Below are 24,496 nucleotides of genomic sequence, written 5' to 3'. Positions count from 1 at the left end.
CGTGTGCCTCCTAGCGTTGTCAACATGAGTAGTGAGGCATTGGGTGGCGGGGTCATGGTGGCGGTGGCCGCTGTGCTGTGGGTTGCCTATTTGATGCCCACCTGGTCGCGCCGCAAGCAGTACCAGGCGACGGAACGAAATGCGGTGCGATTGCAGCAGGCACTGCGCGTCCTGGCTGAAACCGCTGAAATTCCGCGGCAAGTGCGGCTCGAAGCGACCGCCCGCACCCTGGCCGAGCAGCAGCGTGTTCTGGCACGAGCCGAGTATTCAGAGCGTGCCGAAGCGCAGGCGGTGGCGGATGCTGGGCGCGCCGTGCGCCGCGCCGCCGCAGTGACCGCCGCGGCGACACCGCGCCTGGCGGGGTCGCCGGTGCAGAAGCTTCGGCGCCTCCGTCGGTTCCGCGGCCTGGTCGCTCTGATGCTGCTGGCCGGCTTCGTGCTGGCTGTGGCCGGCGTCGCTCCCGCTCTGGCGGGCTCTTTCACCGCGCTGGTCGGCGGCGTCGTCGTCACGGTGGCCGCGTTTGGCATTCTCGGCCGGCTGGCCACCGTCGCCCGCTCCGCCCGCATTGTGCGGGTGGAAGCCCCGGTCGATCTGCCCGTGCTGATCGGTCAGGCCTTTGAACCTGTGCAGTGGGAGGCGACTCCGGCCGCCGCAGCGACCTGGACGCCGCACCCGGTACCGCGAGCACTGCACCTCTCGCGCGGATCTATCGCGCAGTCGGCGATGGCATCCGTTGAAGCGGCCAACCAGCTGCGGAAGGCAGCCGCCCAGGCGGAGGTCGCCCGCCGCGGGGCCGCACTCGCCGAGGAAGCACATCGGGCGGTCACGCCGATCGCCCGGCCCGCTGCCGCGGCTGCGCCGAGCCGGTTTGCGTCGATGGGAATTGTCGGCGAGACCGGGCCGGGCCTGACCGACCTCGACGCCGTGCTGCGTCGCCGTCGCGCCGTCTAATTCGCCTCGCACTCGGGAAGCGGCGAAACTGTTGGTCAGCCCGTGATATTCTTGAAAGGCAGTTTGGGGCTATGGCGCAGTTGGTAGCGCGTCTCGTTCGCAATGAGAAGGTCAGGAGTTCGAATCTCCTTAGCTCCACCACAGCAGGCTGACTCCGGCCCTTCCGATCAGGAAGGGCCGGTTGGCCGTTAAGAGCCCCGACGATGTTCGTCGGGGCTTCTTCGTACCTCCGCAGTGCGTGTCTGCTCACCATGCGACGACATCATCGTGGAGCGTTCGATGGTGATCGGGGCACTACCAGCCCGACCGTTACTGTGACCGCACACAGTTCAATCAGCATTGACCTTGGGCGAATGCACCTGTTAGGTTTCTAACACAGGTGAGTCGGCTGTAACCGCTCACGGGTTTGCTCGGCTGAAGGCGCAGAGAACTTTGAATCGTCAAGGAGGACGACATGCGGGTTGTTTCACGAGGCACGACAATGAAGGCGGGAGCCGCGATACTCGCCGGACTCGTTCTCGCCACGACCATCTCAGCGCCAGCGACCGCGGCACCGGTCATTGCCAATCCGAGTTTCGAATCCAGCGCGAGCGCACTTACGGGCTGGACCGTGACCGGTACAACGTCGGCTGCGAGCATCGGCACGGACGCCCCGCAGAACGGTGCGCGCAGGGCGAACCTCTGGTCGGCCAGCGCCTACACGACCGAAATCGCCCAGACCGTCACGAACCTCGCCGCTGCCTGGTACACGCTGCGGGTCTGGGTGAAATCGGGTTCGGCGACGCCGGGCCAGGCGCTCGACGCGACCACGGTCGGGCTGCGAAATTGCGGGGGGAGCGCAAAATCCGTGACCGCACCGAGCACCGAGCAGGACAACGGCTGGGTGCAAGTTGCCGTTTCGGCGTATGTCAGTGGCGGTAGCTGCACCATCGCGCTCAAGACGTCCGCAACCGTGGGCGGGGCCTGGGCGCAGTTTGACAACGTCACGATGACCAATGAACGCATCGTGCGCACGATCCGCGGTGCCGATGTCTCAACGCTTCCCAAGAACCAGGCCTTCGGCGCACTCTATAAAGACGCAGCGGGAGCGACCATCGCACCGCTCACCCTCCTTGCATCGAGCGGCGTCAACTATGCCCGCATCAAGGTGTGGGTGAACCCCGCCGACGGCTACAACAACAAGGCGAAGGTTATCGCGCTTGCCCAGCAGGCGCAGGCGGCGGGAATGAAGATCCTCGTCGACTTCCACTACTCGGATACCTGGGCCGACCCGGGAGCGCAGAAGATCCCGGCGGCTTGGTCGAGCTACGACCTCAGCGCCCTCGCCTCCGCGGTGACAGCGCACACGGACGACGTGCTCACCGGGCTCAAGTCTGTTGGGGTTACCGCTGACATGGTGCAGATCGGTAACGAGATCAACCCGGGGATGCTCATCACCGGTGGTGCGGCATCCGGAGCGGTGTCGGACTGGACCAACCTCGGCACGCTACTCAAAGCCGGCTCGAATGCGGCCCGCGCCGTGTTTCCGAGCACGAAGATCATCCTGCACCTCACCAACCTCAATAACGGCGTGGCGACGCTACAGTCCTGGTACAACAGCGCGGTCGCACAGGGAGTCTCGTTCGACGTCATCGGGCTGTCGTTTTATGGTTACTGGCACGGCAGTCTTGCCTCCCTGCAGAGCGGAGCAAACACCCTGCTTGCTGCGTTCCCGGCCAAGACGCTCGCCGTCGTCGAGACGGCCTACGGCTTCACCCTGGCACAGGATGACGCGGAGCCCCAGATATTTGCGGCAGCCCAGGTGATCCCCGGTTACCCGGCGACCCCGGTCGGGCAGGCGTCGCATCTGCGTGCGGTGCAGAACATTGTCGCGGGACTGCCAGCGAACCGCGGCCTTGGCGTCTTCTACTGGGAGCCCACCTGGACTGCGGTGGCGGGCTCCGGTTGGGACCCGACCAACCCGGGCTCCGGGAACGGCTGGGAGAACCAGGCGATCTTCGATTACAGCGACAGGCTGCTGCCGGTCGGACGGGAGTTCGCGGCGGATCCCGGCCAGTAGGCCAGGCGAGGGCCGGCGACTCGGGTCGTGCGCCCTTGCCAGTGACCGGAGGTCGCGACGATTGAGTGGCGGTCAGGAGCTAACGGAAGGATAGCGCCGGGCCGTTTATCAGCAGGCGCAGCGACGAAACGAAGGCATCCGGGCTTTCCGTCTTGAGCGACGTACATCCGGTGCGACGTCGGAACCGCAGCGCGTTGACACCCATCGCTATCTCGGTGGACGCGCAACGCCATTGACACCCACAGCCATGAACGCAATGCTGAATCTCAACTTTATGAGGTCCCGTTTTCTTGTGACTGCGAATGGGTCGCCTGGAAAAAGACACACCGGTCTCTCACGGAGCAAGGAGTGCGTCATGAACAAGCCGCAGTCGATCTCCATTGGGCGGACGCGCCGGCGCACAGCGGCCATGATCGCCCTCGGCTTTGGCCTGACGCTACTGACGCTATTGACGAGCTGCACCGCCGACGATGCGACCGAGCAACAGGCCATCTCCGATAGCCCGATGGTGGCGTCGAATTTCGTCGATCCACGGGCGGGCGCGAACAAGTGGTTTCCTCTCATTCCCGGCACGCAATGGGTGCGAGAGGGCACTACCTTGATCGGCAACCGAACGGTGCCGCACAAGGTGGTCACCACGGTGACCGATGTGATCCGCCAGATCGATGGCGTGCCGACCGTCGCGGTGTACGACCTCTCGACCGGCGCCGGTCAGGTCGTACAGAAATCGCTGGACTACTTTGCCCAGGACAAGAATGGCGCTGTCTGGACACTGGGTGGAACCACTGAACAGTACGAAGCCGGACGCTTCGTTGCGATCGCTGAGGCCTGGCTGAGCGGGCTCGACGGGGCGAAAGCCGGCATCCTGATGCCCGATGACCCCCCCCAGCGCGACGGCAGCCTGGTCAATCGCCCAGCCCCCGGAGGAGGATGGCGACGCCGCCGAGTTTCTGAAAATAGAGCCGAAGGAGTGCGTCCCCTTCGACTGTTTCGTCGACGTGCTCGTCATTCGCGAGGGCAAGCGGTCCGCGCTCGATAACGAGTTCAAGTACTACGCCAATGGCGTCGGCCAAATCCGCAATGAACCCCGCGGCCAGAGCCGCCACGAAGACGTCGAACGGCTCATCAACGTCACGAGGCTTACCCCGGAAGGGCTGACCGAAGCAAGCGCCGAGGCACTCCGCATCGACCAACAAGCCGCCACCGAGTTACCCGAGCTTTTCGGTGATGTGAAAGCGACCCGTACCCCGTGATGTCGAGCGAGGACTCGGCTCTCGCAGCAGAGGACCGGCCGCTGCTGAGCCTGCACGCCGTGTCCAAAACCTACCGCACTGCCCGCGAGACAACGTCGGTCCTGAAGGCACTGGATCTCGAGCTGCCGCGTGGTGAGATCACCTGCCTGGTGGGCCCGTCCGGCTGCGGCAAGTCCACGCTCGTCTCGCTTATCGCCGGGTTGTTGGTTCCCGACTCCGGCCAGGTGATCTTCGATGGTCAGGATATCGGCGCCCTGCCCGACACCCGGCGCGCTCAGCTGCGGGCCACGCGAATCGGCATCGTGCTGCAGTCCGGAAACCTCGTGCCGTTCCTTACCGCTGGGGAAAACATTGCACTGGCGATTCGCCTCGCCGGGCGAACCGCCCGTGCTGCTCACATCCACGCGCTTCTCAAGCAGGTCGATCTTGAAGATCGGGCCGGCCACCTGCCGCGGCGGCTCTCCGGCGGCGAGGCGCAGCGCGTCGCCGTGGCACTTGCGCTGGCGAACGACCCCGAGCTGCTTCTGGCCGATGAGGCTGTTGGGCAGCTCGACGGAGCCACCGCCAGAGTGGTGATCAACACCCTCCATACGGCCTGCCGTGACCGTGGCCTCGCCGTCTTGTTGGTCACCCACAACCCCGAGATCGTCTCGCTGAGTTCGCGCGTTCTTCGACTGAGCGGCGGCCATCTGGAACGCGCGTCATGATCGGGTCGATCGAACCGCGCGAATACCCGGCAACTGCCAAGGGATGGGGCCTTCGCGTTGCCGTTACCGCCCTCAGCATGAGGTACACCACGGCGTCCGGACCGATTCGAGCCCTGGATGGCGTGACGATGACGGTCGAACCCGGCACGAGCGTGGCCATTGTCGGGCCGAGCGGATCTGGAAAATCGACCCGGCTCGGAATCCTCGGCGGTCTCGAGACGCCAACATCCGGCGAGGTTCGGGTGGGTCCCCACCTCCTCTCGGCGATGGCAGAGCCGGACCGTGCCGCCCTCCGTCGCCGACACTTCGGCTTCGTCTTCCAAGCCGGCAACTTACAGCCCTTCCTGACCGCCTCCGAGAATGTTGGTTTGCAGGCGGTGTTGGCCGGCCTCGCCGACGAGCCAGCCCAAACCCGGGCATTGCTTGAGTCGCTCGACGTGATCTCTCTCGAGCGACGCTTCCCCGACGAGCTCTCCGGCGGCCAACGTCAACGGGTCGCCGTCGCTCGGGCGATCGTGCACAATCCGGGTATCATCCTGGCCGACGAGCCGACCGGATCCCTCGACGGGGCGAGCGTAAACCGGGTGGTGGAACTGCTGCTGCAGCACCACGCGACACACGGCGCCACGCTGGTCGTGGTCACGCACGACCGGGCAGTGGCCGAACGGATGAGTACCGTGCTTGAAATGCGCGCCGGCCGGATGGCGGGACCGACATGAGCGGGCAGGTGACTCTCGGCGGGTTCGTTCAGCGGGATCTGTTTCGCAACCCGCGGCGTACGCTTACCTCCCTGGTGGGCGTCGTCGTCGGGGTAGGCCTGTTCTCGGCGGTGCTGTTCTTTATCGACGGGTCCGGTGCATCGATGACAAGGCGAGCTGTCGCGCCCCTGACGCTCGACATGCAGCGGGTGCTGACAACTCCCCTCGGCGGCGGCATCCGGCTGGAACAAACGATGGCCGACGACGCACTGGATGCGGGCGACACAACCCTCGTCACTCTGACCATCGCCAACGACGGTTTCGCGCCCGCCCACGAAGTCGTGGTTCGGGTGCCACCGAATGTCGCGCTCGAGTACGTCGCGGATTCGACCGATCAAAACGAAACACCCATCGTCGATGTGGCAGGAGGCAGCCCGCTGTTCCAAGGCGAAGCAGGCACCGGGCTGAACATCGGCACGGTCGAGCCCGCTGTTTCTGTTCGGATCACCTACCGTCTGCGGGCAACCGCATCCGTTGCGTCGACCGCGGATCTGCCCGTGCGGGCGACGATTTCGACCCGCGAGGCCGTTACCCCGGCCCTCGCGAACGCCCCGAGGGCCACCGCGCTGCAGACTCTCGCCGACACGGTAGCGGATGTTCCCGGAGTGGCGGCCGCCGACCCGCTGGTGCTCGTGGACATGGCTGCCGAAACTCTCACCGCCCGCGGGATCGCCGTTCCTGGCCCGGTCAAGCTTTTCGCCTTCGACACCCGGTATCTGTCCCACTATCCCTCGGTCAAGATTCGCTCCGGCAGCATGCGCCAAGGCGGGGCACTGATCAGTGCGGAGACGGCACGTGCCCTGAGCCTCAGCGTTGGCGGTACCGTCACGATCGAATTGCCCGGCGGGGCCGCACCGCTTTCGCTCGACGTGACCGGTATTACCGACCTGTCTGGTGCCCGGCCGCTCTTCGAGAGCAGAGAGGCCGGCACGCTCGAGAAATTCAGGTACGTGCCCTTCACCGTGGTCGTGGACCCCAGCGTCTACAGCGACCAGGTTGAGCCGGCCTTCGAAGCCGCAGCGGCCGAACGGGACAGCGCCCTCAACAGTCTCCCGCTCGAGGAGCTCGACGTGCTGATCGAGCGAAGCATCTTGAATTCCGATCCGGCAACCGCTTTCGCCCAGACCAGCGGGATCGCCGAGGCCGTGCAGGGCGTGGCCTCCGGTCAGGACTACCTGATCGACAACATCTCCAATACGCTGCACGTCGCCGCGGAAGATGCGGCGGTTGCCAAGCGCCTGTTCGTCTTTCTGGGACTGCCGGGCGGGATCCTGGCCGCCATCCTCACGGCCTACGCCGGAACCTTGCTCGCAGGTGCCCAACGCCGTGAGAACGCCCTCCTGCGTGTGCGGGGGGCCGCTCGCAAGCATCTGCTGTTCCTGCTCGCGCTGCGCACGGTCGCGATCGCGGGGGTGGGATCACTCCTCGGAACGGTTCTGGGCTTCGCGACGGTGCTGGCGCTGCTCGGGCGCTCCATCCTGTTCGAGGCGTCGCCCGCCGCCCTGCTTCAATCCACGCTGATCGGGGTCAGCGGCGGCATGCTGGTCACGGCGCTCGCCCTGTATGTTCCCGGCCGGAGCCTGATCACCCGAGAGATCAAACAGCAACTCAATATCAGTTCGCAGCGCACCACCCCGAGTTGGCACCGTCTCCCCGTTGACCTCATCGCGCTGGCCATCGCGGTCGCCCTGCAGCTGGTAGCCCTGCGGCTCGGAGCGTTTGATGCCCCGCCAGGCTCGGTGTATGCCGGCCAGGCCGTGACGCTGCCACTGCAGCTGCTCGTGGCGCCTATTATCGCCTGGCTGGCGGGCACACTGTTCATTGCGCACCTGCTGCAGGAGATCACCGCGCGCGCCGCATCCGGTCGCGGCGCCCAGCCTTTCACCCGGCTACGCTCCGGTGTGCTCTGGCGCAGCATCACCCGCCGGCTGACGGCGTTGACCGGTGGCGTCGTCACGGTGGGTCTGGTCGTCAGCCTCGGCACCATGCTCGCCTGCTTTGCCACGGTCTACGACACCGCCAAGGTTGCGGATGCTCGGTTCCAGGTGGGCTCGGACATTCGGTTGACACCGAATCCCACAAGTGACCGGCCGCACCCAACAGCCCTCAGTGCCGAGTTTGACGTTTCGGGCGTGGCCGGTGCGACCCCGGTCGTGTTCTCGTCCCAGAACTCCGTGCTCACCAGCGACTTCAACGAAGACGTCACCAGCCTCGCGGCTATCGACCCGGACACGTTCGGCACCGTCGCTGCCCTGCCGGATTCCGTGTTCGTCTCCGGCACGGCCGGCCGGATGCTGTCGGCGCTGCGGTCGACACCGGATGGGATCCTCGTCAACATCGCCCTGGCCGAGGGTTTGAAACTCAAGATCGGGGATCCGGTGGAGGTGCTGCTGGCCCGCGATACCGATCAGCAAACACGAACGCCGATGCGTGTCGTCGGATTGTTCACCAAGTTTCCCGGTGCGGCCCAGGGGACTGACATTGTTGCGAATCTGGATTTCTACCAACGCGAAACGGGCCTCACCGACGCCGACTATTACCTCGTCGCCAGCTCGGACCGCAGCGTCCCGGGCCTTGATCGCACGGTTCAGGGGCTCTCTGAAGTTCAGGCGCTCTCCGCCGGTCAAGAATTGCAGCAAAACTTCGAGGTGCTGACCTCAGAGACGGCTCTGGACCGGGACCAGTCGAGCCTCACCGCGCTCAACGTGCGGGGCCTGCTGCAACTCGACTCGTTCTTCACCTTCCTCATGGCAGCAACCGCCACGGCGATGTTTGTTTTTGGGATGCTGCTGCAACGCCGCCGAGAGTACGTCACCCTGCGCGCCCAAGGAATGTCCAGCAGTGACATCCGCGCTCTCGTGCTGGCCGAGGCCGGCATCTCCGCAACGCTCGGCACCGCGATCGGCGTGCTGGTCGGCATCGGCATGGCGTCTCAATTCGTGCAGGTTCTCAGACCGATCTTTACTCTCTCTCCCGCGCTGGCTGTGCCCAAGGCCGAGTTGGCGGTGCTCGCGGCGCTCGTGCTGTGCGCCACAGCACTCTCATCAGCCGCCGCGGCTTTCCAGATCGGGCGCCTCAAACCCACAGAACTCCTGCGGGACGAGTGAAGCTCTGACCGGACAATTGGATCGCGCCTTCGGCGCGTGGCCATCGCACGGGCGGCCGCGCACTCGGTCGGGCGAGCTGCTTCAGTCACGCGGTGCAGGCGTATCGATCACGGCGCGCGACGTGGTGCCATAGACATCCGGGCTCACCTCGAAAGCGCGGCGGTCGAGCGTGAGCGCTTCAGCGTTCACGGCGCCGAGCTGGGGCGCATCTAGCCGTCGGATCTTCACGAGGCGAAGCTCCTCCTGGTCGGCCCCGCCAACGGCGGTCACCTGGATATTGCCCAGCCCGGCCGAATAAAACTTATGCTGGTGTCCGCCATCTGGATCAAGCGGGTTCGTCTCCTCGATGACCAGTACGTTCTCGAAACAGTCCACCGGGGTGCAGGCCTGTTCACCGTGACGGAGGACCGTTCCACAGTCCAGAAAACCCACCGACGGCGCGTGGGCTTGCACGTGTGCGGGAGTATCTGCCTGCGGAGCGGCTGGCATGACGATGCCCGCCACTGCACCATCCACGCCGCTGATAAACGTGCTGGGCGCGCCCACAAACTCACCGTTCTCGTACTCCTCGGGGTATTCGCCGAGCAGCCAGACTGCCCCCTCGCCGGTCTGGGCGAAGAAGGCCAATTCGGATTCGGCCAACTGGGCGTCGGCATAGTCGCGATCCCACAGGACCCGGGTGGCGACGCCGTTGACGATTTTGCGGAGCCCCGTCACGGTGTGCACCACGACGCGATCCTGCACCCCGTCCGCCGAGGTGACGGTGCCCTCCAGCGTGTACTCCATGCCCGGTTCGAGCGGGATCCATTCATTGTCGATCCGGGGACTGTCCTGAAAATCGGCGGGCACAAAATTCAGGGCCGAGCCCGGACCGCACCGTTCCTCGGCTGATGCCACGGGCGCTGACCCGGCTGATGTCGTGAAAGTCACCACTGCCAGGGCAGACGCCGCGAGCAGGACGACGGATGCGCCCACCATGAGGGCTGTTCGGAATCGGAGCATGTCGGTTGACCTTTCACTGCTCGGGTGCTGCTGTGAATGCTCCGCTGAGTAGGTGCCTAGCCGGCATCGGCGGGAACAGGCTCCCGGATCTCTAACGGCTGCGCGGGCTGTGCTGGCTTCGGTTTGGCGAATCGCAGGTACAGGGACGGCACCACGAACAGGTTGAGCAGGGTCGACGTGACCAGTCCGCCCAGGATGACGACCGCCATTGGATGTTCGATCTCGTGTCCGGGGATATTGCCCAGGGCGACCAGCGGCACCAGGGCAAGCCCCGTGGCCAGCGTGGTCATGAGAATGGGCGAGAGGCGCTCCCCTGCCCCGCGTAACACCAAGTCGGCACTGAACTGCATATTTTCCTGCTTCTCCAGATGTTGACAGTGATTGATCAGCAGGATGCTGTTGCGTGCGGCGATTCCCATTACCGTGAGGAACCCGACGATTGAGCCGAGCGACAATACGCCGCCGCCGAGGAAGGCCGCGAACACTCCGCCGACCAGGGCGATCGGCAACGTCAGCATGATCAGTGTCGCCAGTCGCCAGCTGCCAAACGCCGCCTGGAGCAGAAGGAAGATCGCCGCCAAGGCCAGAACGGCCAGCGTCAGGAGAAGCTGTGTGGCTTGCTCTCGTTCTTGGTACTCACCGAGAATCTCGGCGTGGAACCCGGTCGGCAGATCAAGGTCCGCCAAACCGGCCTCCAGGCTGGCGACCACCGTGGCCAAGGTGCCATCCTCCACATTGGCCTCGATGTCGATGCGCCGGGAGCCATCCTCGCGTTGGATCACATTCGGCGTCGCTATCAGCAAGACGTCCGCGACATCGGCCAGGCGGATCTGCGTCCCGCTGGGCGTATCAATGGGCAGGTTACGGATGCTGGTCACGTCGGAGCGGATTTCGACCGGGCTCCACACCTGCACGTCGTAGGCCTTGCCGCCCCGGTAGACGTCACCGACTTCCTCGCCGGCCACCAGCGTTGCCGCCGCGCGCCGCACGTCGCCCGGCTTCAGGCCATACTGCTGGGCCTTGTCCAGATCCACCCTGACGCTGAGCTGTGGAATGTCCACCTGCAAGGCCACATGCTCGTCGACTGCCCCAGGGATTGCTGTGAAGATTTCGAAGATGTCATCCGCAGTCTCGCGGAGCAGGCCCAGGTCATCGCCGTAGAGCCGCACCACCACGGCGTTACTCGAACCGGTCAGCACCTCCCTGATCCGCTCCTTCAGGTAGGTCTGCACGTCGCGGTGAATGCCGGGATACCCTTCAACCACTTCCAGAACGGCGGCATGGGTCTGGTCGTAGTCTGCAGCTGGGTCGATACTGATCCAATTCTCGCCGAAGTGCACGCCAACGACCTCGTCGGCCGCGAACGCCTGCCCGATGTGCGAGCCGCAGTTATTGACACCGTCAATCGTGAGCAGTTCCTGGCAGGCCCGCTGGCTGATCCGATATTCCTCGCTGACCGAGGTGCCCGGCTGGGTGACCCAGTGCATCAGGAAGTCCCGCTCCTTGAAGTCCGGGAGCAGCGACTGGCCGAGGAACGGTGCGACCACGGCACCGGCCGTCGCCAATGCTCCAAAGGCGATATACCCGCCCAACGGTCGGTGGACAATTGGCCTGAGCACCCTGTGGTACCCGCGTTTGAGAATCCGCACCAGTGGCGGTTCCTGCGCTTTCAACGGGACCTCGCGCATGAAGATCAGTGCCAGCGCCGGCGTGACGGTCAGCGCCACCACCATGGAGGCCAGCACGGCCAGGGTGTAAGCGATGGCCAGAGGTCGAAAGAATGCCCCGGTGAGTCCCTCGAGAAAAAAGATCGGCACGGCTGCGACCACGATGATCACCGTGGCGTAGACGATGGGCCCGCGAACTTCGAGCGAGGCCTCGAGCACCACCGACGCGGTGGACCTCGTTCCGCCTTCGATGCGGTGTTGGCGCAAGCGGCGAATGATGTTCTCGATGTCGATGATGGCGTCGTCCACGACCACACCCACGGCGATGACCAGCCCCGCCAGCACCATGGTGTTGACCGAACTTCCGGTGAGATACAGAACCACTGCCGCTGACACGAGGGAGAGTGGAATGGCAATCAGGCTGATCAGCGCCGTGCGCCATTGGAACAGGAAGGCACCGAGCACCGTCATCACCAGGAGGCAGCCCAACAGCAGCGACAGGGTCAGGTTGTCCAGGGATTCCTCGATGAAGGTCGCCGGTCGGAAGATCGAGGTATCGATCTCGATGCCGCTCAGTCCCGGTTTCATCTTCTCGAGTGCCGCTTCGACGCCCTCGGTCACCTCGAGGGTGTTGCCCCAGGGCAGCTTTTCCACGATCAACATAAGCCCTTCACCGTTGTTGATGACGGCGTCGCCGATCAGCGACTGGTGGTCTTCGACGACCCGTGCCACGTCGCCGAGTTTGAGCGTGTCTCCGTTCCGTTCCTCGATCGTGACATTGGCGAGATCTTCAGCCGTGGCAATGGGAAGGACATGCTGGATTCCCAATTGCTGGTTCGGGGTGCCAATGTAGCCCCCGGTGCCGATCAGGGCACCGGGGGAATATTGCAGCAACCCGGCATCCAAAGCGTTCGCGGTGACATCCATCACCTGATTCAGGGACACCCCCTGGGCCAGCATCTTGTCGGGTTCGGCCTGTACCTGGAGCATTTGCAGTCGCTCGCCCCAGATCGCCACATTGGCCACACCGGGTACGCGTAGCAAGTGCGCTCGGATTGTCCAGTAGCTGATCATGGACATTTCCATCAGCGAGCGCTCATCGCTGGTCAGCCCGATCTTCATCACGCGGCTGGTCGAGGATAACGGCTGCAGCATCAGGGGTGGTGCCGCCCAGGTAGGCAGCGTCGGGGTCACCGTCGCTATTCGCTCCGAGACGAGTTGGCGAGCCTCCAACAGGTCGGCACCCGGCTCAAAGATCAGCACGATGGAGGAGAGCTGTTCGACCGACTTGGAGCGGAGATCCTCCAGGCCCTCGACCCCGTTGAGGGCCTCCTCCAACGGCACGGTGACCAGTTGTTCGACCTCCTCGGCAGTCAGGCCGATGCAAATGGTCTGGATTTCAACCTTGGGTGGGGCAAACTCCGGGAAGACGTCGACGGATGCCGTGCTCAGCTGTACCCCCCCGAACAACATGATCCCGACGGCCACCGCAACAATCACCGCCCGGAACTTGAGACTGAACCCGACGATCCGACGCATGTCAGTGCGCCGCGTCGAATTCGGCGCCGTAGAGTTCGGCAGCGCCTACCGTGACGACAGCTGTGCCGACGGCCGGACCCGCACTGAGCCGCGCAACCTGCCCGTCGATGCGGTCCACGACGACCATTGCGCGGATGAAGACCAGCGGTTCGGGGCTGGTGTACACCCAGGTGTCACCGTTCGCGGTGTAGATCAGGGCCCCATAGGGGATGTCCAGCCCGCTAATGCCCGCCGCGACCGGTGCCGTCGCGAGGTCGAGTCGTTCGACGGCCTTCTCCGTGAGGGTCAGTCGGTTCAGGTCGGTACCCGCGATCTCTTCCTTCGTGGCTGCTGCGATGCCGCTGGTCGCGTCGGCGTCAGGGGTGGCGCATCCAGTCAGGCCCGTCAGGATGACCGCGGTCAATGCTGCGGCCGACAGTGTGCCACGTTTCAACGAACTCAAGGTCTTCACAGCGCTTCCTGCCTTTCGTGCAGTCCTGGTCCATCGCTACTTACGAGTGAACTTTCCCAGTCGGTCTGGCTCGTTGGGCCGAATCGAACGAAGAGAATGGGCAAAATAACCAGCGTCAGCAGGACCGCGCCAAGCAGCCCACCCCAGATGATCACGGCCAGCGGCAAGAGGATCTCGGTTCCGACGACACCGCCCAACAGCACCATGGGAATCAGTGCCAGGGTGATGACCAGGGCGGCTACGACGGTCGGAGCCAGCCGATCGGTGGCGGCCCGCCGCATCAGAGTGGCTGAGCTCAGCGATGGGTCGGAGACTTGCAGGGTCTGGTATCGGCCGAGGAGCAGGATGACGTCCCGCGTCGCGATCGCCAGCACGACCGCGAAGGCCACCAGTAAGTAGAGCGAGTTGATGCCGCCGGTCAAAACGGCCGCTACCAGCCCGCTCAGCATGGGCACGGGAAGGAGAATGAAGGTAAAAGCGGCCAGCCGCCAGCCGCCCAGCACCGTTTGCAGGAGGATGAGAATTGCAATTCCCGCCGCGGCGAACAACCACCAGACGAGCTGCCCGGCTGCCTGCTGCTCCTCATACTGCGGTGGGATTACGGCGTGGTACTCCATCGGGAACTCCAGCTGCGCGATGGCGGCCTGGATGTCGGTCGTGACAGCAGCCAAGCTTCGTCCCTGGATACCGGCCACCACATCGATGCTGCGCGAGGTATCGTCGTGGTTGATGACCGTCTGGTTCGGCCTGACCGTGACCGTGGCGACCTCGCCCAGCTGGACATGACCGCCACTCGGAGTGTTGATGACCAGTTCTCGAACGCTCGTGAGGCTGTTGCGGGAGGCCTCATCGCCTTTCACCACAACCTGGAAAACCTTTTGCTGTTCGAACAGGTAGCCGACTTCGATTCCCTGCAGAATGGTGGCGGCTGCTCGTCGGACGTCACCCGGCTTGATGCCGAATTCTTCGGCGGCTGCCAGATCCACCTCGATCTCCGCGATGGGTTGATCCACTGATACGTCCACCCGCGGCTTGACTATGCCCTCGGTGTCGGCCAAAATTTGCCGGATCTCCTCGGCCTTCTCCCGCATGATGGTGAGGTCGATGCCGTAAACGCGCACCGCGAAGGCCGCATCCCCGGCCGAGCGCACCGTTTTGATTTGCCGTTCCGGATAGGTGAGCACCTCATTGGACAACCCCGGGTATCCGTCCACGATCTCCTGCACGGCCTGCCGTATGGCGCCGAAGTCTGCTCCGGTGCTCATCGTGACCCAAAGCTCGGAAGCGCTCACGTTGGATGCCGTGTCCGAGGTGATGGCCCGACCCACGTGGCCACCCACAGACTCGACGCCGGCCACCTGCCGTAGCTCGGCGCCGGCGTTCTCCATGATGCGGTCCATTTCGGTGCCCGCGGTGCCCGCCGCAGCCTCCCACTGCACCAGAATGGTGCGGTCAGGGACCTCGGCCAGAATCGGCTTGTCCCCGGCCAGGAGTGGGAGGGCCGCCACCGACGCGATCGCGATCACCGCGACGATCCCCGCCGCAACCCACCGCCGACCTGAAGTCATATTGTCGATTGCGTTCTGATAGCTGGCCCGCAGTCGATCCACAAAAATCGGCTCCGGCGGCGTGGCACGATTGCCGCGCAGAACGAAACTAGCCAGCGCCGGGGTGACGGTCAGTGCCACGATCATGGCAACGAGCAGGGCCAGCAGATACGCCCAGACCAGCGGCTGAATCAGCCGCCCGTCCAAGCCGCCGACAAAAAGAGCCGGGGCTACTGCGAGGGCCGAGACCATGGCGGCGAATATGGCCGGGGTGCGTGAGCGTTTCATTGCCCGGATCAGCAGGCCATCTTGCGCCATGGCATCCGGAGCGGCTGGCGTCTTCTGGTCAGCTCGCATCGAGGAGCCTCGGATACCGCCCGCCCGCTCGCTCAGCCGCAGAGCGTGCAGGTCCCCGATCACATCACCCACCACAATGGCTAAGGCCAGCACCAGCCCGGAAAAGACCATTGTGTTGAAGACCGCGCCCTGCACGAAGAGCAACGCTGCGGCGGCCGTCGCGGATACCCCGATCGCGACGGCACCGATCAGTGCATAACGCCACGAACGGAAAGCGAGCCAGATCGTGGCGATGACCAGGAGCAGACTCACGAACAGTGCCAGGGCGAGGTTCTCCAAGGCGCTCTCCAGGAAGGACGCCGGGCGAAAGACGGTGGAGTTGACCGTTATCCCGGCCATGCCCTGCGTCAGGTCGTCGAGGGCATCCTCGACGTCCGCCGTGACTTCGCTGACACTGGTGTCTGGGAATTTCTCGATGACCAGCAGCAGACCCGGCTCAGCGCCGGTGATGGCGTCGCCGATCAGGGGTTGATGATCTTCCGAGAGACTGGCCACATCTCCGAGCAATAGCTGCCCCTGGCCGACCGAACCGGAACCCTCGACGGCGACCTTGCCGAGGTCTTCGGGGTTCTGGATCGGCAGGACGTGTTGGATGCCGATCCTCTGGTTGGCAGATTCCAGAAATCCGCCGGTGCCTGGTGTGGATGCTTCCAGGAAGCTCAGCGGCGACACCCAGACGGCATTGCCGGTCGTTTCGACGATCTGATTCAGGGTCACGCCTCGCGCCTGCAGCTCGTTGGGGTCGACCTGCACCTGAAGCTGCTGTTCCCGCTGGCCCCAGATGGAAACGTTCGCGACGCCCGGTATGCCCATCAATTTGGGCTTGACGTTCCAACGTGCCAGGACGGACATGTCGAGCAGTGACACCTCCTTGGAGGTGAACTGGATCATCATGACCCGGCTGGTCGAGGACAATGGCTGCATCAGTACCGGCGGAGTGGACACGTTCGGCAAGGCAAACGCCTGGGTGAGCCGTTCAGCGACCAGCTGCCGTGCACGGAGCACGTTGGTGCCGCGTTCAAAGATCAGATCGATGGAGGAGAGACCCGGTACGGATACCGAACGAATTTCATCCAGCCAGGCGACACCGTTGAGCAGATCGGCCTCCATTGGAGACGTGATCAGCTGCTCGACTTCGACCGCGGACAGCCCGAGGGCCTCGGTCTGGACCTGCACGTGAGGGGGGGCGAATTCGGGGAGGTTGTCCACCGCCAGTTCCGGCAGATTGACGATCCCGAAGCCCACAGTCCCGGCCGCGATGGCCAGCACGAGAAGGCGGAACTTCAAGCTCCAAAGAACCAACCAACCAGTCATAGCGTCGACCCCGTTCAGAAATAGGTGTCGTCGGTGCCGCGCCAAACCACGGCCACCTCACATGTGTGCCGTTCATCACGTTCCGGAACAAACGCGGAGACTCACTGCGCCTCATTCAGCCATCGCAACGGGGAATCTCGTGCCGGAAGCGAATCGGTGCCACCGAATGTTGGGATCATACTGGCACAACTCTGAGACGGGGGCGTGCTCCCGCGTGATCTTATGAAGATTTTTTTGCTGATGCTAGTGCGAGTTGTTCCTGGGGCAGCTGACGCGGCAGGGTCTCGGCGCAGAATCCGGGATTATGGGCACAGCGGCGGATCGGGCGTGGTTAGGCGATCGGCGGGCGCTGCAGGGTCTGGCTGATGCGGCTGGCCTCCTCTAGCAGCAGTTGGCCGAGGACCCTCTGACGCTCGGGTTTGAATCGCGGCTCGATGCCGGTCAGTGAAAGCGCCCAGCCGGGGCGGCCGCTGCGGTCGAAGATGGCGGCGCCCATGCCCCAGCTGCCCTCCAGGATGAGTCCGGGGTTCACGGCATAGCCGGTGACCCGGGTGCGCTCGAGATTGGCGCGGATGCTGGCGGGGGAGTGCTGACCGCCCCAGCGAGCCGCGAACGCCTCGGTATCGACGAGAAGGGCATCCACTTCGGGTTCGGGCAGGTAGGCCAGAATGGCCAGTCCAGCGGATGCGACGCCCAACGGAAAACGTACCCCCTCGTGCAGCACGAAGGAACGGATCGGGAAGCTGCCCTCTTCGCGGAGGAGGCACACGGTTTCGGCGCCGCGCCGGATGGACAGGAACGCGCTCTCGCCGGTCTCTTCGGCCAGGCGGACGAGGCTCGGCCGGGCGAGTTCTTCGATCGGGTAGCGGGCGGCGGTGACGGTTCCCATGACGAAGATCTCGGGGCCATAGTGCCAGGTATGGCGAACGGCATCGTGGTCGAGCAGGCCCTCGGCGGCGAGCGACGTGAGCAGGCGGTGCACGGTGGGCCGGGTCAGGCCGGAGTCCCGCACGATCTCGGTCAGGGGGGTGCCGGAGGGATTGCGACCGACCAGGCGCAGCAGCAGGGCGATGCGGCCGACGACCTGTGCCCCGTGCACCGGCTGTGCCGGGAGCAGCGGCTGTCCGTCGCGTGCCCTCTGCGTCTCGTGTGTAGGTGGCTGAGTGACCATGTCGATACCTCTGTCCATAATGTGGATAATTTGCAGCCTACTGTTCACGGGGTGGAGTGGCAACAGGATAACGATTGACAGGGTCTGTCGGCGCTGAATACCATGACGTAACGAGGTAGTGTCCACGAGGTGGACGGCACGTTCGACACCACTCAATGAGGAGACAGTATGTCCAAGGTTCAGGCCAGCGCGAGCGAGGCGTTGCACGACGTTCTGCGCGATGGGATGGTGCTCGCGGTCGGTGGATTCGGGCTGAGCGGTATTCCGGCCGATCTCATCGACGCGGTGCGGGCCTCCGGTGTCAAGGATCTCACCGTCGTGTCGAACAATATGGGTATCGACGGCAAGGGCCTCGGCGTGCTGCTCGAAGCGGGCCAGGTGCGCCGGGTGATCGCCTCCTATGTCGGTGAGAACAAGCTGTTCGCCGAGCAGTTTCTGGCCGGCGTGCTCGAGGTCGAATTCAGCCCCCAGGGCACCCTGGCCGAGCGGCTGCGGGCCGGTGGCGCGGGCATTCCGGCGTTCTATACCAAGACCGGCGTCGGCACGTTGATCGCCGAGGGTAAGCCGCTCGCCGACTTCGACGGTGAAACCTTTCTGCAGGAGCGCGGAATCGTCGCGGACGTCGCCCTGGTCAGGGCCTGGCGCGCCGACACCCTCGGCAACCTCGAGTATCGATTCACGGCCCGCAACTTCAACCCGGTGGTCGCCACCGCCGGCCTCGTGACGATTGCTGAGGCCGAGGTGATCGTGGAGCCCGGCGGTATCGATCCGAACCACGTGATCACCCCCGGTGTCTATGTGCAGCGCTTGATTCAGGCCTCGGCGCGGGTCAAAGACATTGAACAGCGCACGGTGCGCAGCCGGCCCGTGCTGGCCAGCTTGTAGTCGAGGAGAAGAACCATGGCTTGGACCAGAGATGAAATGGCCGCGATCGCGGCGCAAGAACTCAGTGATGGCGATTACGTGAACCTCGGCATCGGCATTCCCACGCTCGTCGCCAACAACCTGCCGGAGGGTGTCCACGTGACCCTGCAGAGCGAGAATGGGCTGCTCGGCATGGGACCGTTCCCGTTCGAGGGCGAGGAAGATGCCGACCTCATCAACGCCGGCAAGCAGACCGTCACGGTGCTCCCTGGGGCGTCGATCTTCGATTCGGCGACCTCGTTCGGCATGATCCGCGGCGGTCACGTGAAGGTCGCCATCCTTGGCGCCATGCAGGTGTCCGGGCGGGGCGATCTCGCCAACTGGACCATTCCCGGCAAAATGGTCAAGGGTATGGGCGGCGCTATGGACCTCGTCGCCGGCACCCCGCGCGTTGTCGTGCTCACCGAGCACGTCGCCAAAGACGGCACGCCGAAGATCGTCACCGAATGCACCCTGCCGCTGACCGGCGTGCGGGTCGTCGATCGCATCATCAGCGACATCGCCGTCTTCGACGTGACTCCGGCCGGCCTCATGCTTCGCCAGCGGGCCCCCGGTGTGAGCCTGCAAGACGTGGAGGACACCACAGAGGCAGCGTTCACGGTCGCGGAAACTGCTCCGCCCCGATAGTGCGAGGAGCTCGCTCCGACCCGATGCAGCGGATGCCGTGGCGCAGCCCACGCGAGCCGGCCCGTGCTGTGGGCGGCAGCATCCGCTCTGGTGCGCGTTCGGGCCTCTCGTTGGCACCCGCCATACTGAGTGCATGACGGACCCGATCGGTGTGCGTGCGCGGCGGAGCCCGACGCTGTCGGTGCGCGTGCGCATTCTGGCCGCAATCCTGCTCGTGACCGCGGCCGGCCTGGCGATCGCGGGAACGACCGCGTACGTGGTGCAGAGTGAACGCACCCTGGGCGAGATTGACGCGGTGCTCATCGACACCGTCGACGACGTGCGTATCGTCGCGGCCGACTCCGCAGCTCGCGACCTGCGCGGCACCTTGCGGGCGGTTATCGCCGGGGTTCGCCCGGCGACCAATGAGAGCACCCTTGCCGTCATCGATGGGGTCGCGGCGCTCGAACCCCGTGCCGTCGACTTTCGACTCGCCGACGACGCGCTCGTTCAGCGCAGCGAGACCGAAACGGGCTCGGGCGAGGTCGTTCTCGGCACCGTCACGGCGTCGGGCCGCCTGCTGCGCTATGTCTTCGTACCGGTCTCCGTCGACGGCGACCCGGCGCGGGGCACGTTCATTGCCGCTTTCGATCTCAACGCCGAACTGAAGCCGGTTTCCGATGCCTCCCGCACCTATCTGATCGTGGGCCTGGTGACCCTGATCGTCGTCGGGCTGGTCGGCTGGGTCGTGGCGGGTCGCCTGCTGCGACCGATTCGCGGCCTGCGTGAGGCTGCCGCGCGTATCACCGCGTCGGATGTGAGCGAACGCATCCCGGTGGTCGGTCATGACGACGTGTCGGCTCTGACCTCCACCGTGAACGATATGCTCGACCGCCTGCAGGGCGCGCTCACCGGGCAGCGCCAGCTGCTCGATGATGTCGGACACGAGCTGAAGACGCCGATCACCATCGTGCGAGGGCACCTCGAGTTGATGAACCCCGACAATGCGTCAGACGTCGTGGCCACCCGCGATCTCGCGATCGACGAACTCGACCGCATGGGCGGCCTCGTGCGTGACATCTCGGCCCTCGCCCAGGTCGAACGCTCCGCACTTGCAAACGTCCACCCCACCGATATCACTGCGCTCGTGGAGCGGGTGCGCCTCAAAGCGGCGGCACTGTCGGCACACAGCTGGGTCGTGACGGCGACGGCCGATGTTGTCGTGCTAGTAGACGCCGACAAACTGACCCAGGCGCTGCTGCAGCTGGCCGCCAACGCGGTCACGCACGGAGCGCCGACCGGAGTGATCGAGCTCGGCAGCGCCCTCACACTGGATGCCGCCGGTCGGCCCCACCTGCACCTCTGGGTGAGCGATCACGGGCCCGGCATCAGCGACGAGCTGCTGCCACGTGTCTTCGACCGGTTTCAGCGAGGAACTCCCGGACGCGGGCCGGCCGGCTCCGGCCTCGGCCTGGCCATCGTGGCGGCCATCGCGCAGGCCCACGGCGGCACGGCCCTGGTCGCCCCGACCCCTGGCGGCGGCTCTACGTTCACCATCGACCTCCCCACCGACCAGGCGCCTGCGTCACCCGACCTGAAGGACATCCGCTCGTGAGTCGCATTCTGATCGCCGAAGACGAAGACCGCATCGCCAGTTTCGTCGAGAAGGGACTCGTCGCCGCCGGGTTCGCCACCGTCGTGGTGCGCACCGGAACGGATGCCCTCGACTACGCCATCACCGGCGGCTTCGACCTGCTCATTCTGGACATCGGGTTGCCCGGACTCGACGGCTACGAGGTGCTACGGCAGCTGCGGGCCGACGGTTCCAAGCTGCCGGTGATCGTGCTGACCGCCCGCGACTCGGCTGAAGACACCCTGGCGAGCCTCGAGGGCGGCGCCAACGACTACATGTCGAAACCGTTTCGGTTCGACGAGCTGCTGGCGCGGGCGCGACTACGCATGGCGGAAGCCCCGCGGGCGACGAGTTCCGTGCTCAGCGTCGACGGGCTGCAACTCGACCTGCGTACCCGGCGGGCAACACTGGGGAACCGACAGGTCGACCTCTCTGCCCGAGAATTCGCGCTCGCCGAAGAATTTCTGCGTCACCCCGACCAGGTATTGAGCCGGGAACAGCTGCTCAGCCGGGTCTGGGGTTACTCCTGGGACCCCGGGTCGAACATCGTCGACGTCTATGTGGGGTACCTGCGCGCGAAGTTCGGTGCGGAACGCATTGAGACGGTACGCAGAATGGGCTACCGACTCACCTGAGTCGACAGCCCATTCATCGGCTGAGCGGGTTACTCGTGATCGCTGCCGTGGCCCGAGTCGTCGGCGCCGTCATCGCTGCCGGAATCATCGCTGCCGGAATCATCGCTGCCGGAGTCATCGCTGCTTTCATCGTGTCCTGAGTCGTCGACCGTGACCGGGACCGTGACCGCGTTGCCGGAGCCGGAGTTGCCGTCGACTCGGCCGTCACTGTCGTCGGGGGCTTCGTTCACGTCGTCGGCGCCATGACCGGAGCCGATGCGTCCGTCGCTGTCGTCCGGGGCGTCGTCCACATCGTTACTGATCGAGTCATCGACGTGATCGTCGATGCGTCCGTCGCTGTCGTCGGGGGCGTCGGGGGCATCGTCGATGCCGTTGCCCGAGCCGATACGTGCGTCGCTGTCGTCGGGGGCGTCGGCTCCATCGTCGATGCCGTTGCCCGAGCCGATACGTGCGTCGCTGTCGTCGGGGGCGTCGGCTCCATCGTCGATGCCGTTGCCCGAGCCGACGCGTCCGTCACTGTCGTCGGGGGCACCGGGGGCATTGGGCGTATCGGTAGAGGCGGGGCTGCTGCTCGACGTGCTGGTCGGAGCCACGACGTTGGGGACGGTGTTCGCCTGGGCGGCGATCACGCCGACCGACATCAACCCGGCGAGGCCCAGGGTTGCGAGGGTGAGGGTGCGCTTCTTCGTCATCTGAAACATGGGGTGGCCTTTCGTCTGCGCCGAGTAAGCGGCGGATGGATTTCGTGGTGTCGATCTCCACAACCTCAATCAACCGCACGCCGATAAGACCGGCACGAGAAGTAAATGAGAGCGCTCTCACGCAGAGGAATTAGCCGCTGCTGCTGCCCGACCCGCTGCCAGAACCGGAGCTTTCGCCGGAATCGTCCGTGCCGATATCGTCATCGTGACCGGGGTTGTCACCGCCATGATCGTCGACGACGACGGGATCCTGAGGGGGAACAACTTCGGGGGTCGCGCTGGGGCTGGTCGGGTCGGTGCCCGTCGGGTCAGCGCTCGGCGTCGGTGCCGGTGTCGCCGCCCCAGTGGACGTCCCGGTCGGCTGCACCGCCACGGCTGGAGCGCCAGTGGACGTCCCGGTCGGCTGCACCGCCACGGCTGGAGCGCCAGCGGACGTCCTGGGCGGCTGCACCGCCACGGCCGGAGCGCTAGTGGGTGTCCCGGTCGGCTGCACCGCCACGGCCGGAACGCCAATGGATGTCCCTGGCTGTTCGGCAATGGCGAGCGAATCGGCCAGCGCCGCCGAGAGGGTGACGAGCAGAACTACCGCGACTCCGACGCCGACGACCCCGAGCAGCGGTCGTCCCCAGTTGCTGCGCACGTTCATGATGCCTCCCGGTCCGTCCTATCAGTGTGGGCCCCGCGGGTGAGCGCGGAGCAAGATCTAAGTGAGAATTCTCTTAGATTTGGGAGGCCGCGCCTGCGCCGTGACAGACGTCGCGTCTCAACACGTGTGGGATTGTTCGACAATTTGGCAGGCTCTGGACAGCGCCTCAGCGGCAGCGTTCACGGTCGGGAAAACTGCTCCGGTCTAGTCGTCGGATCAATCGGGGAAAGCCCCGTCCAAGTCTCGGGCGGGGCTTTCACTGATTCAGGATTCCGTCGGCGGGGTATCCGCGTCGGCCGTCCGTTTGGCCTCCGGCACGGCGGTTGCGTCGTCGAGCTCGCGCGACCCGTCGGGGTTCAGGCGGATTATGCGCGGCCGGGCCGCGCGCATCCGTTCGTCAGTCCAGTCAGCGGCATCGGAATCGAGGCGCTGCCGGGCAACCGGGTGTGCGTCGCTCGGGTCACGCGGATGCGGCGACATAGGTGTTCTTGATGACCGACCCCCAGTAGGGTCCGAACATGGTGTTCGCGATGTTGTTGTAACCGAAACTGTTGACCGAGTTCTGCAGGCCGTTGGAACCGCTGCCGATCATCCACGGGCCGCCCGACGATCCGCCGGTCATGTTGCAGGGGATGCCCTGCGACTGGCTCTGGCCGTAGGGGTCAGGGGTGGCGGTGCCGTAGCAGGACTGCAGGGTCTCACCATTGAACGGTGCGGCTGCCGGATAGCCGTAGGCGGTGTACGTGAGGCCGCGGCTCTGGTTGAACGTGACGCCCGACGCGCCGACGCTGTCGCTCAGTGACGTGCCGGTGGGTGAGGACACGATGGCGAAGCCGGTGTCATAGCTGATGTCACCACTGTTGCTCCACTGGGTGGGAGCGTACAGTTCGGTGGCATTCCACTGGCCGAAGGGTGCCGCGCCGTTCTCATAGGCCGGCACGAAGATGAGCCGTGACGCGAAAGCGCCCGGGCCTTCGTTGACGCAGTGTCCGGCGGTGACGACCGTGTTCTTGTTGGCCGCGGAAATAGCGTTGCCTGAACAGACGTAGTCAGTGCCACCGAGGGTGAAGAAGATCTTACCGATGTGGGAGATGGGGGAGACGCGGGTGGCCGCAGTCGACCTGTCGGGGCTGGGCGCCTGTGGGGACACGAGAGACGTGGTTCCGGCCTTGACCGCGCCGACTACTCCGGCTGCCACATTGTCTTGCACCAGGACCTCGCCGGGGATGGCGGACTGCATGCGCTCGGACGTCCAATAGTCACCGCCCTGTTGGGTCTGAGGAACGACCCAGCGTTCGACATCCGAGGACGCAGAAGTAACTCGCGACTCCGGCGCGATGGCGGCGGAGGCTGCGCCGGCGGACAGGAAACCGCCGGTCCCGATTAAGGTGCCAATCAGAAGCGCCGAGAGGGCGCCAGATCTAACTTTGCTTCGCATCATTGCTTCACTCCAGTTATCGATCGCATC

At 65.1% G+C, this 24,496-nt stretch carries 20 protein-coding genes and 1 tRNA gene; 12 read left to right on the top strand and 9 right to left on the bottom strand.

The genetic code is table 11. From position 1 onward, the window contains the following. Positions 1 to 24 precede the first annotated feature (24 nt). The 8 genes from E3T50_RS06910 (at position 25) to E3T50_RS06875 (ending at position 8,835) form a co-directional block, all read left to right on the top strand. Positions 25 to 951 carry a hypothetical protein gene (locus E3T50_RS06910; RefSeq protein ID WP_134551187.1) on the top strand — a complete coding sequence of 309 codons (927 nt, stop codon included), beginning with the start codon at positions 25 to 27 and terminating at the stop codon, positions 949 to 951. Positions 952 to 1,016: 65 nt separating this feature from the next. Further along, positions 1,017 to 1,092, top strand: a tRNA-Ala gene (locus E3T50_RS06905). A gap of 313 nt (positions 1,093 to 1,405) precedes the next feature. Continuing rightward, a complete protein-coding gene (locus E3T50_RS06900; RefSeq protein ID WP_198417961.1) occupies positions 1,406 to 3,010 on the top strand; it encodes a glycosyl hydrolase 53 family protein in 1,605 nt (534 codons plus the stop codon). A gap of 409 nt (positions 3,011 to 3,419) precedes the next feature. Beyond that, positions 3,420 to 4,049, top strand: coding sequence for a hypothetical protein (locus E3T50_RS06895; RefSeq protein WP_134551186.1), 630 nt, complete (start codon positions 3,420 to 3,422; stop codon positions 4,047 to 4,049). Next, entirely contained in the window at positions 4,009 to 4,263 is a 255-nt protein-coding gene (locus tag E3T50_RS06890) for a hypothetical protein (protein ID WP_134551185.1), read from the top strand. Before E3T50_RS06895 ends, E3T50_RS06890 begins: the two co-directional genes overlap by 41 nt. Further along, the gene (locus E3T50_RS06885; RefSeq protein WP_241990825.1) at positions 4,263 to 4,970 is read left to right on the top strand and encodes an ABC transporter ATP-binding protein; all 708 of its coding nucleotides are present in this window, start codon (positions 4,263 to 4,265) and stop codon (positions 4,968 to 4,970) included. The genes E3T50_RS06890 and E3T50_RS06885 overlap by 1 nt, the downstream gene beginning before the upstream one ends. Further along, positions 4,967 to 5,689, top strand: coding sequence for an ABC transporter ATP-binding protein (locus E3T50_RS06880; RefSeq protein ID WP_198417960.1), 723 nt, complete (start codon positions 4,967 to 4,969; stop codon positions 5,687 to 5,689). Before E3T50_RS06885 ends, E3T50_RS06880 begins: the two co-directional genes overlap by 4 nt. Next, positions 5,686 to 8,835: an FtsX-like permease family protein gene (locus E3T50_RS06875; protein WP_134551183.1), complete on the top strand. Its 3,150-nt coding sequence runs from the start codon at positions 5,686 to 5,688 to the stop codon at positions 8,833 to 8,835. The genes E3T50_RS06880 and E3T50_RS06875 overlap by 4 nt, the downstream gene beginning before the upstream one ends. A gap of 81 nt (positions 8,836 to 8,916) precedes the next feature. Here the strand turns inward: E3T50_RS06875 and E3T50_RS06870 are convergent, their stop codons facing one another. From E3T50_RS06870 to E3T50_RS06850, 5 genes are all read right to left on the bottom strand, one after another. Further along, the gene (locus tag E3T50_RS06870) at positions 8,917 to 9,684 is read right to left on the bottom strand and encodes a hypothetical protein (RefSeq protein WP_241990804.1); all 768 of its coding nucleotides are present in this window, start codon (positions 9,682 to 9,684) and stop codon (positions 8,917 to 8,919) included. A 209-nt stretch (positions 9,685 to 9,893) separates the two neighbouring features. After that, positions 9,894 to 13,043 (bottom strand): efflux RND transporter permease subunit, encoded by a 3,150-nt coding sequence (locus tag E3T50_RS06865; RefSeq protein WP_134551182.1) that lies wholly within the window; start codon positions 13,041 to 13,043, stop codon positions 9,894 to 9,896. Between the two features lies 1 nt (position 13,044). Beyond that, the gene (locus tag E3T50_RS06860; protein WP_134551181.1) at positions 13,045 to 13,494 is read right to left on the bottom strand and encodes a hypothetical protein; all 450 of its coding nucleotides are present in this window, start codon (positions 13,492 to 13,494) and stop codon (positions 13,045 to 13,047) included. After that, positions 13,491 to 16,685 carry an efflux RND transporter permease subunit gene (locus E3T50_RS06855; RefSeq protein ID WP_241990803.1) on the bottom strand — a complete coding sequence of 1,065 codons (3,195 nt, stop codon included), beginning with the start codon at positions 16,683 to 16,685 and terminating at the stop codon, positions 13,491 to 13,493. Before E3T50_RS06855 ends, E3T50_RS06860 begins: the two co-directional genes overlap by 4 nt. Positions 16,686 to 17,043: 358 nt before the next feature. Next, a complete protein-coding gene (locus tag E3T50_RS06850; protein WP_420898721.1) occupies positions 17,044 to 17,901 on the bottom strand; it encodes an IclR family transcriptional regulator in 858 nt (285 codons plus the stop codon). A gap of 150 nt (positions 17,902 to 18,051) precedes the next feature. Here E3T50_RS06850 and E3T50_RS06845 point away from each other — a divergent pair, with 150 nt between their 5' ends. From E3T50_RS06845 to E3T50_RS06830, 4 genes are all read left to right on the top strand, one after another. Further along, positions 18,052 to 18,768, top strand: a complete 717-nt coding sequence (locus E3T50_RS06845) for a CoA transferase subunit A (protein ID WP_134461252.1) — start codon at positions 18,052 to 18,054, stop codon at positions 18,766 to 18,768. A 15-nt stretch (positions 18,769 to 18,783) separates the two neighbouring features. After that, positions 18,784 to 19,434 (top strand): CoA transferase subunit B, encoded by a 651-nt coding sequence (locus E3T50_RS06840; protein ID WP_134551179.1) that lies wholly within the window; start codon positions 18,784 to 18,786, stop codon positions 19,432 to 19,434. A gap of 133 nt (positions 19,435 to 19,567) precedes the next feature. Next, positions 19,568 to 21,028: a sensor histidine kinase gene (locus E3T50_RS06835; RefSeq protein WP_134551178.1), complete on the top strand. Its 1,461-nt coding sequence runs from the start codon at positions 19,568 to 19,570 to the stop codon at positions 21,026 to 21,028. After that, complete coding sequence (locus E3T50_RS06830; protein WP_134551177.1) at positions 21,025 to 21,681, top strand: response regulator transcription factor; 657 nt, start codon at positions 21,025 to 21,027, stop codon at positions 21,679 to 21,681. The genes E3T50_RS06835 and E3T50_RS06830 overlap by 4 nt, the downstream gene beginning before the upstream one ends. 29 nt (positions 21,682 to 21,710) lie before the next feature. Here the strand turns inward: E3T50_RS06830 and E3T50_RS06825 are convergent, their stop codons facing one another. From E3T50_RS06825 to E3T50_RS06810, 4 genes are all read right to left on the bottom strand, one after another. Then, the gene (locus E3T50_RS06825; RefSeq protein ID WP_134551176.1) at positions 21,711 to 22,382 is read right to left on the bottom strand and encodes a hypothetical protein; all 672 of its coding nucleotides are present in this window, start codon (positions 22,380 to 22,382) and stop codon (positions 21,711 to 21,713) included. 130 nt (positions 22,383 to 22,512) lie between these two features. Further along, positions 22,513 to 23,028 carry a hypothetical protein gene (locus E3T50_RS06820; protein WP_134551175.1) on the bottom strand — a complete coding sequence of 172 codons (516 nt, stop codon included), beginning with the start codon at positions 23,026 to 23,028 and terminating at the stop codon, positions 22,513 to 22,515. A gap of 264 nt (positions 23,029 to 23,292) precedes the next feature. Next, entirely contained in the window at positions 23,293 to 23,508 is a 216-nt protein-coding gene (locus E3T50_RS06815; RefSeq protein WP_134551174.1) for a hypothetical protein, read from the bottom strand. Further along, on the bottom strand, positions 23,489 to 24,469 hold the full coding sequence (locus tag E3T50_RS06810; protein WP_134551173.1) for a trypsin-like serine peptidase: 981 nt from the start codon (positions 24,467 to 24,469) through the stop codon (positions 23,489 to 23,491). The genes E3T50_RS06815 and E3T50_RS06810 overlap by 20 nt, the downstream gene beginning before the upstream one ends. Positions 24,470 to 24,496 lie beyond the last annotated feature (27 nt).

Origin of the sequence: Cryobacterium gelidum, from assembly GCF_004403985.1 — a bacterium.
Classification (GTDB): domain Bacteria; phylum Actinomycetota; class Actinomycetes; order Actinomycetales; family Microbacteriaceae; genus Cryobacterium; species Cryobacterium gelidum.
The sequence above is the reverse complement of the archived record's forward strand: the minus strand, read 5'-3'. Positions and strand labels throughout refer to the sequence as shown.

Bases quoted from the DNA above. Each gene is read 5' to 3' on its own strand.
- E3T50_RS06880 (WP_198417960.1), top strand. From the start codon at position 4,967: ATGATCGGGTCGATCGAACCGCGCGAATACCCGGCAACTGCCAAGGGA.
- E3T50_RS06825 (WP_134551176.1), bottom strand. From the start codon at position 22,382: ATGTTTCAGATGACGAAGAAGCGCACCCTCACCCTCGCAACCCTGGGC.
- E3T50_RS06900 (WP_198417961.1), top strand. From the start codon at position 1,406: ATGCGGGTTGTTTCACGAGGCACGACAATGAAGGCGGGAGCCGCGATA.
- E3T50_RS06895 (WP_134551186.1), top strand. From the start codon at position 3,420: ATGATCGCCCTCGGCTTTGGCCTGACGCTACTGACGCTATTGACGAGC.
- E3T50_RS06875 (WP_134551183.1), top strand. From the start codon at position 5,686: ATGAGCGGGCAGGTGACTCTCGGCGGGTTCGTTCAGCGGGATCTGTTT.
- E3T50_RS06865 (WP_134551182.1), bottom strand. From the start codon at position 13,043: ATGCGTCGGATCGTCGGGTTCAGTCTCAAGTTCCGGGCGGTGATTGTT.
- E3T50_RS06810 (WP_134551173.1), bottom strand. From the start codon at position 24,469: ATGATGCGAAGCAAAGTTAGATCTGGCGCCCTCTCGGCGCTTCTGATT.
- E3T50_RS06850 (WP_420898721.1), bottom strand. From the start codon at position 17,901: ATGGACAGAGGTATCGACATGGTCACTCAGCCACCTACACACGAGACG.
- E3T50_RS06815 (WP_134551174.1), bottom strand. From the start codon at position 23,508: ATGTCGCCGCATCCGCGTGACCCGAGCGACGCACACCCGGTTGCCCGG.
- E3T50_RS06835 (WP_134551178.1), top strand. From the start codon at position 19,568: ATGACGGACCCGATCGGTGTGCGTGCGCGGCGGAGCCCGACGCTGTCG.
- E3T50_RS06845 (WP_134461252.1), top strand. From the start codon at position 18,052: ATGTCCAAGGTTCAGGCCAGCGCGAGCGAGGCGTTGCACGACGTTCTG.
- E3T50_RS06910 (WP_134551187.1), top strand. From the start codon at position 25: ATGAGTAGTGAGGCATTGGGTGGCGGGGTCATGGTGGCGGTGGCCGCT.
- E3T50_RS06885 (WP_241990825.1), top strand. From the start codon at position 4,263: ATGTCGAGCGAGGACTCGGCTCTCGCAGCAGAGGACCGGCCGCTGCTG.
- E3T50_RS06820 (WP_134551175.1), bottom strand. From the start codon at position 23,028: ATGAACGTGCGCAGCAACTGGGGACGACCGCTGCTCGGGGTCGTCGGC.
- E3T50_RS06840 (WP_134551179.1), top strand. From the start codon at position 18,784: ATGGCTTGGACCAGAGATGAAATGGCCGCGATCGCGGCGCAAGAACTC.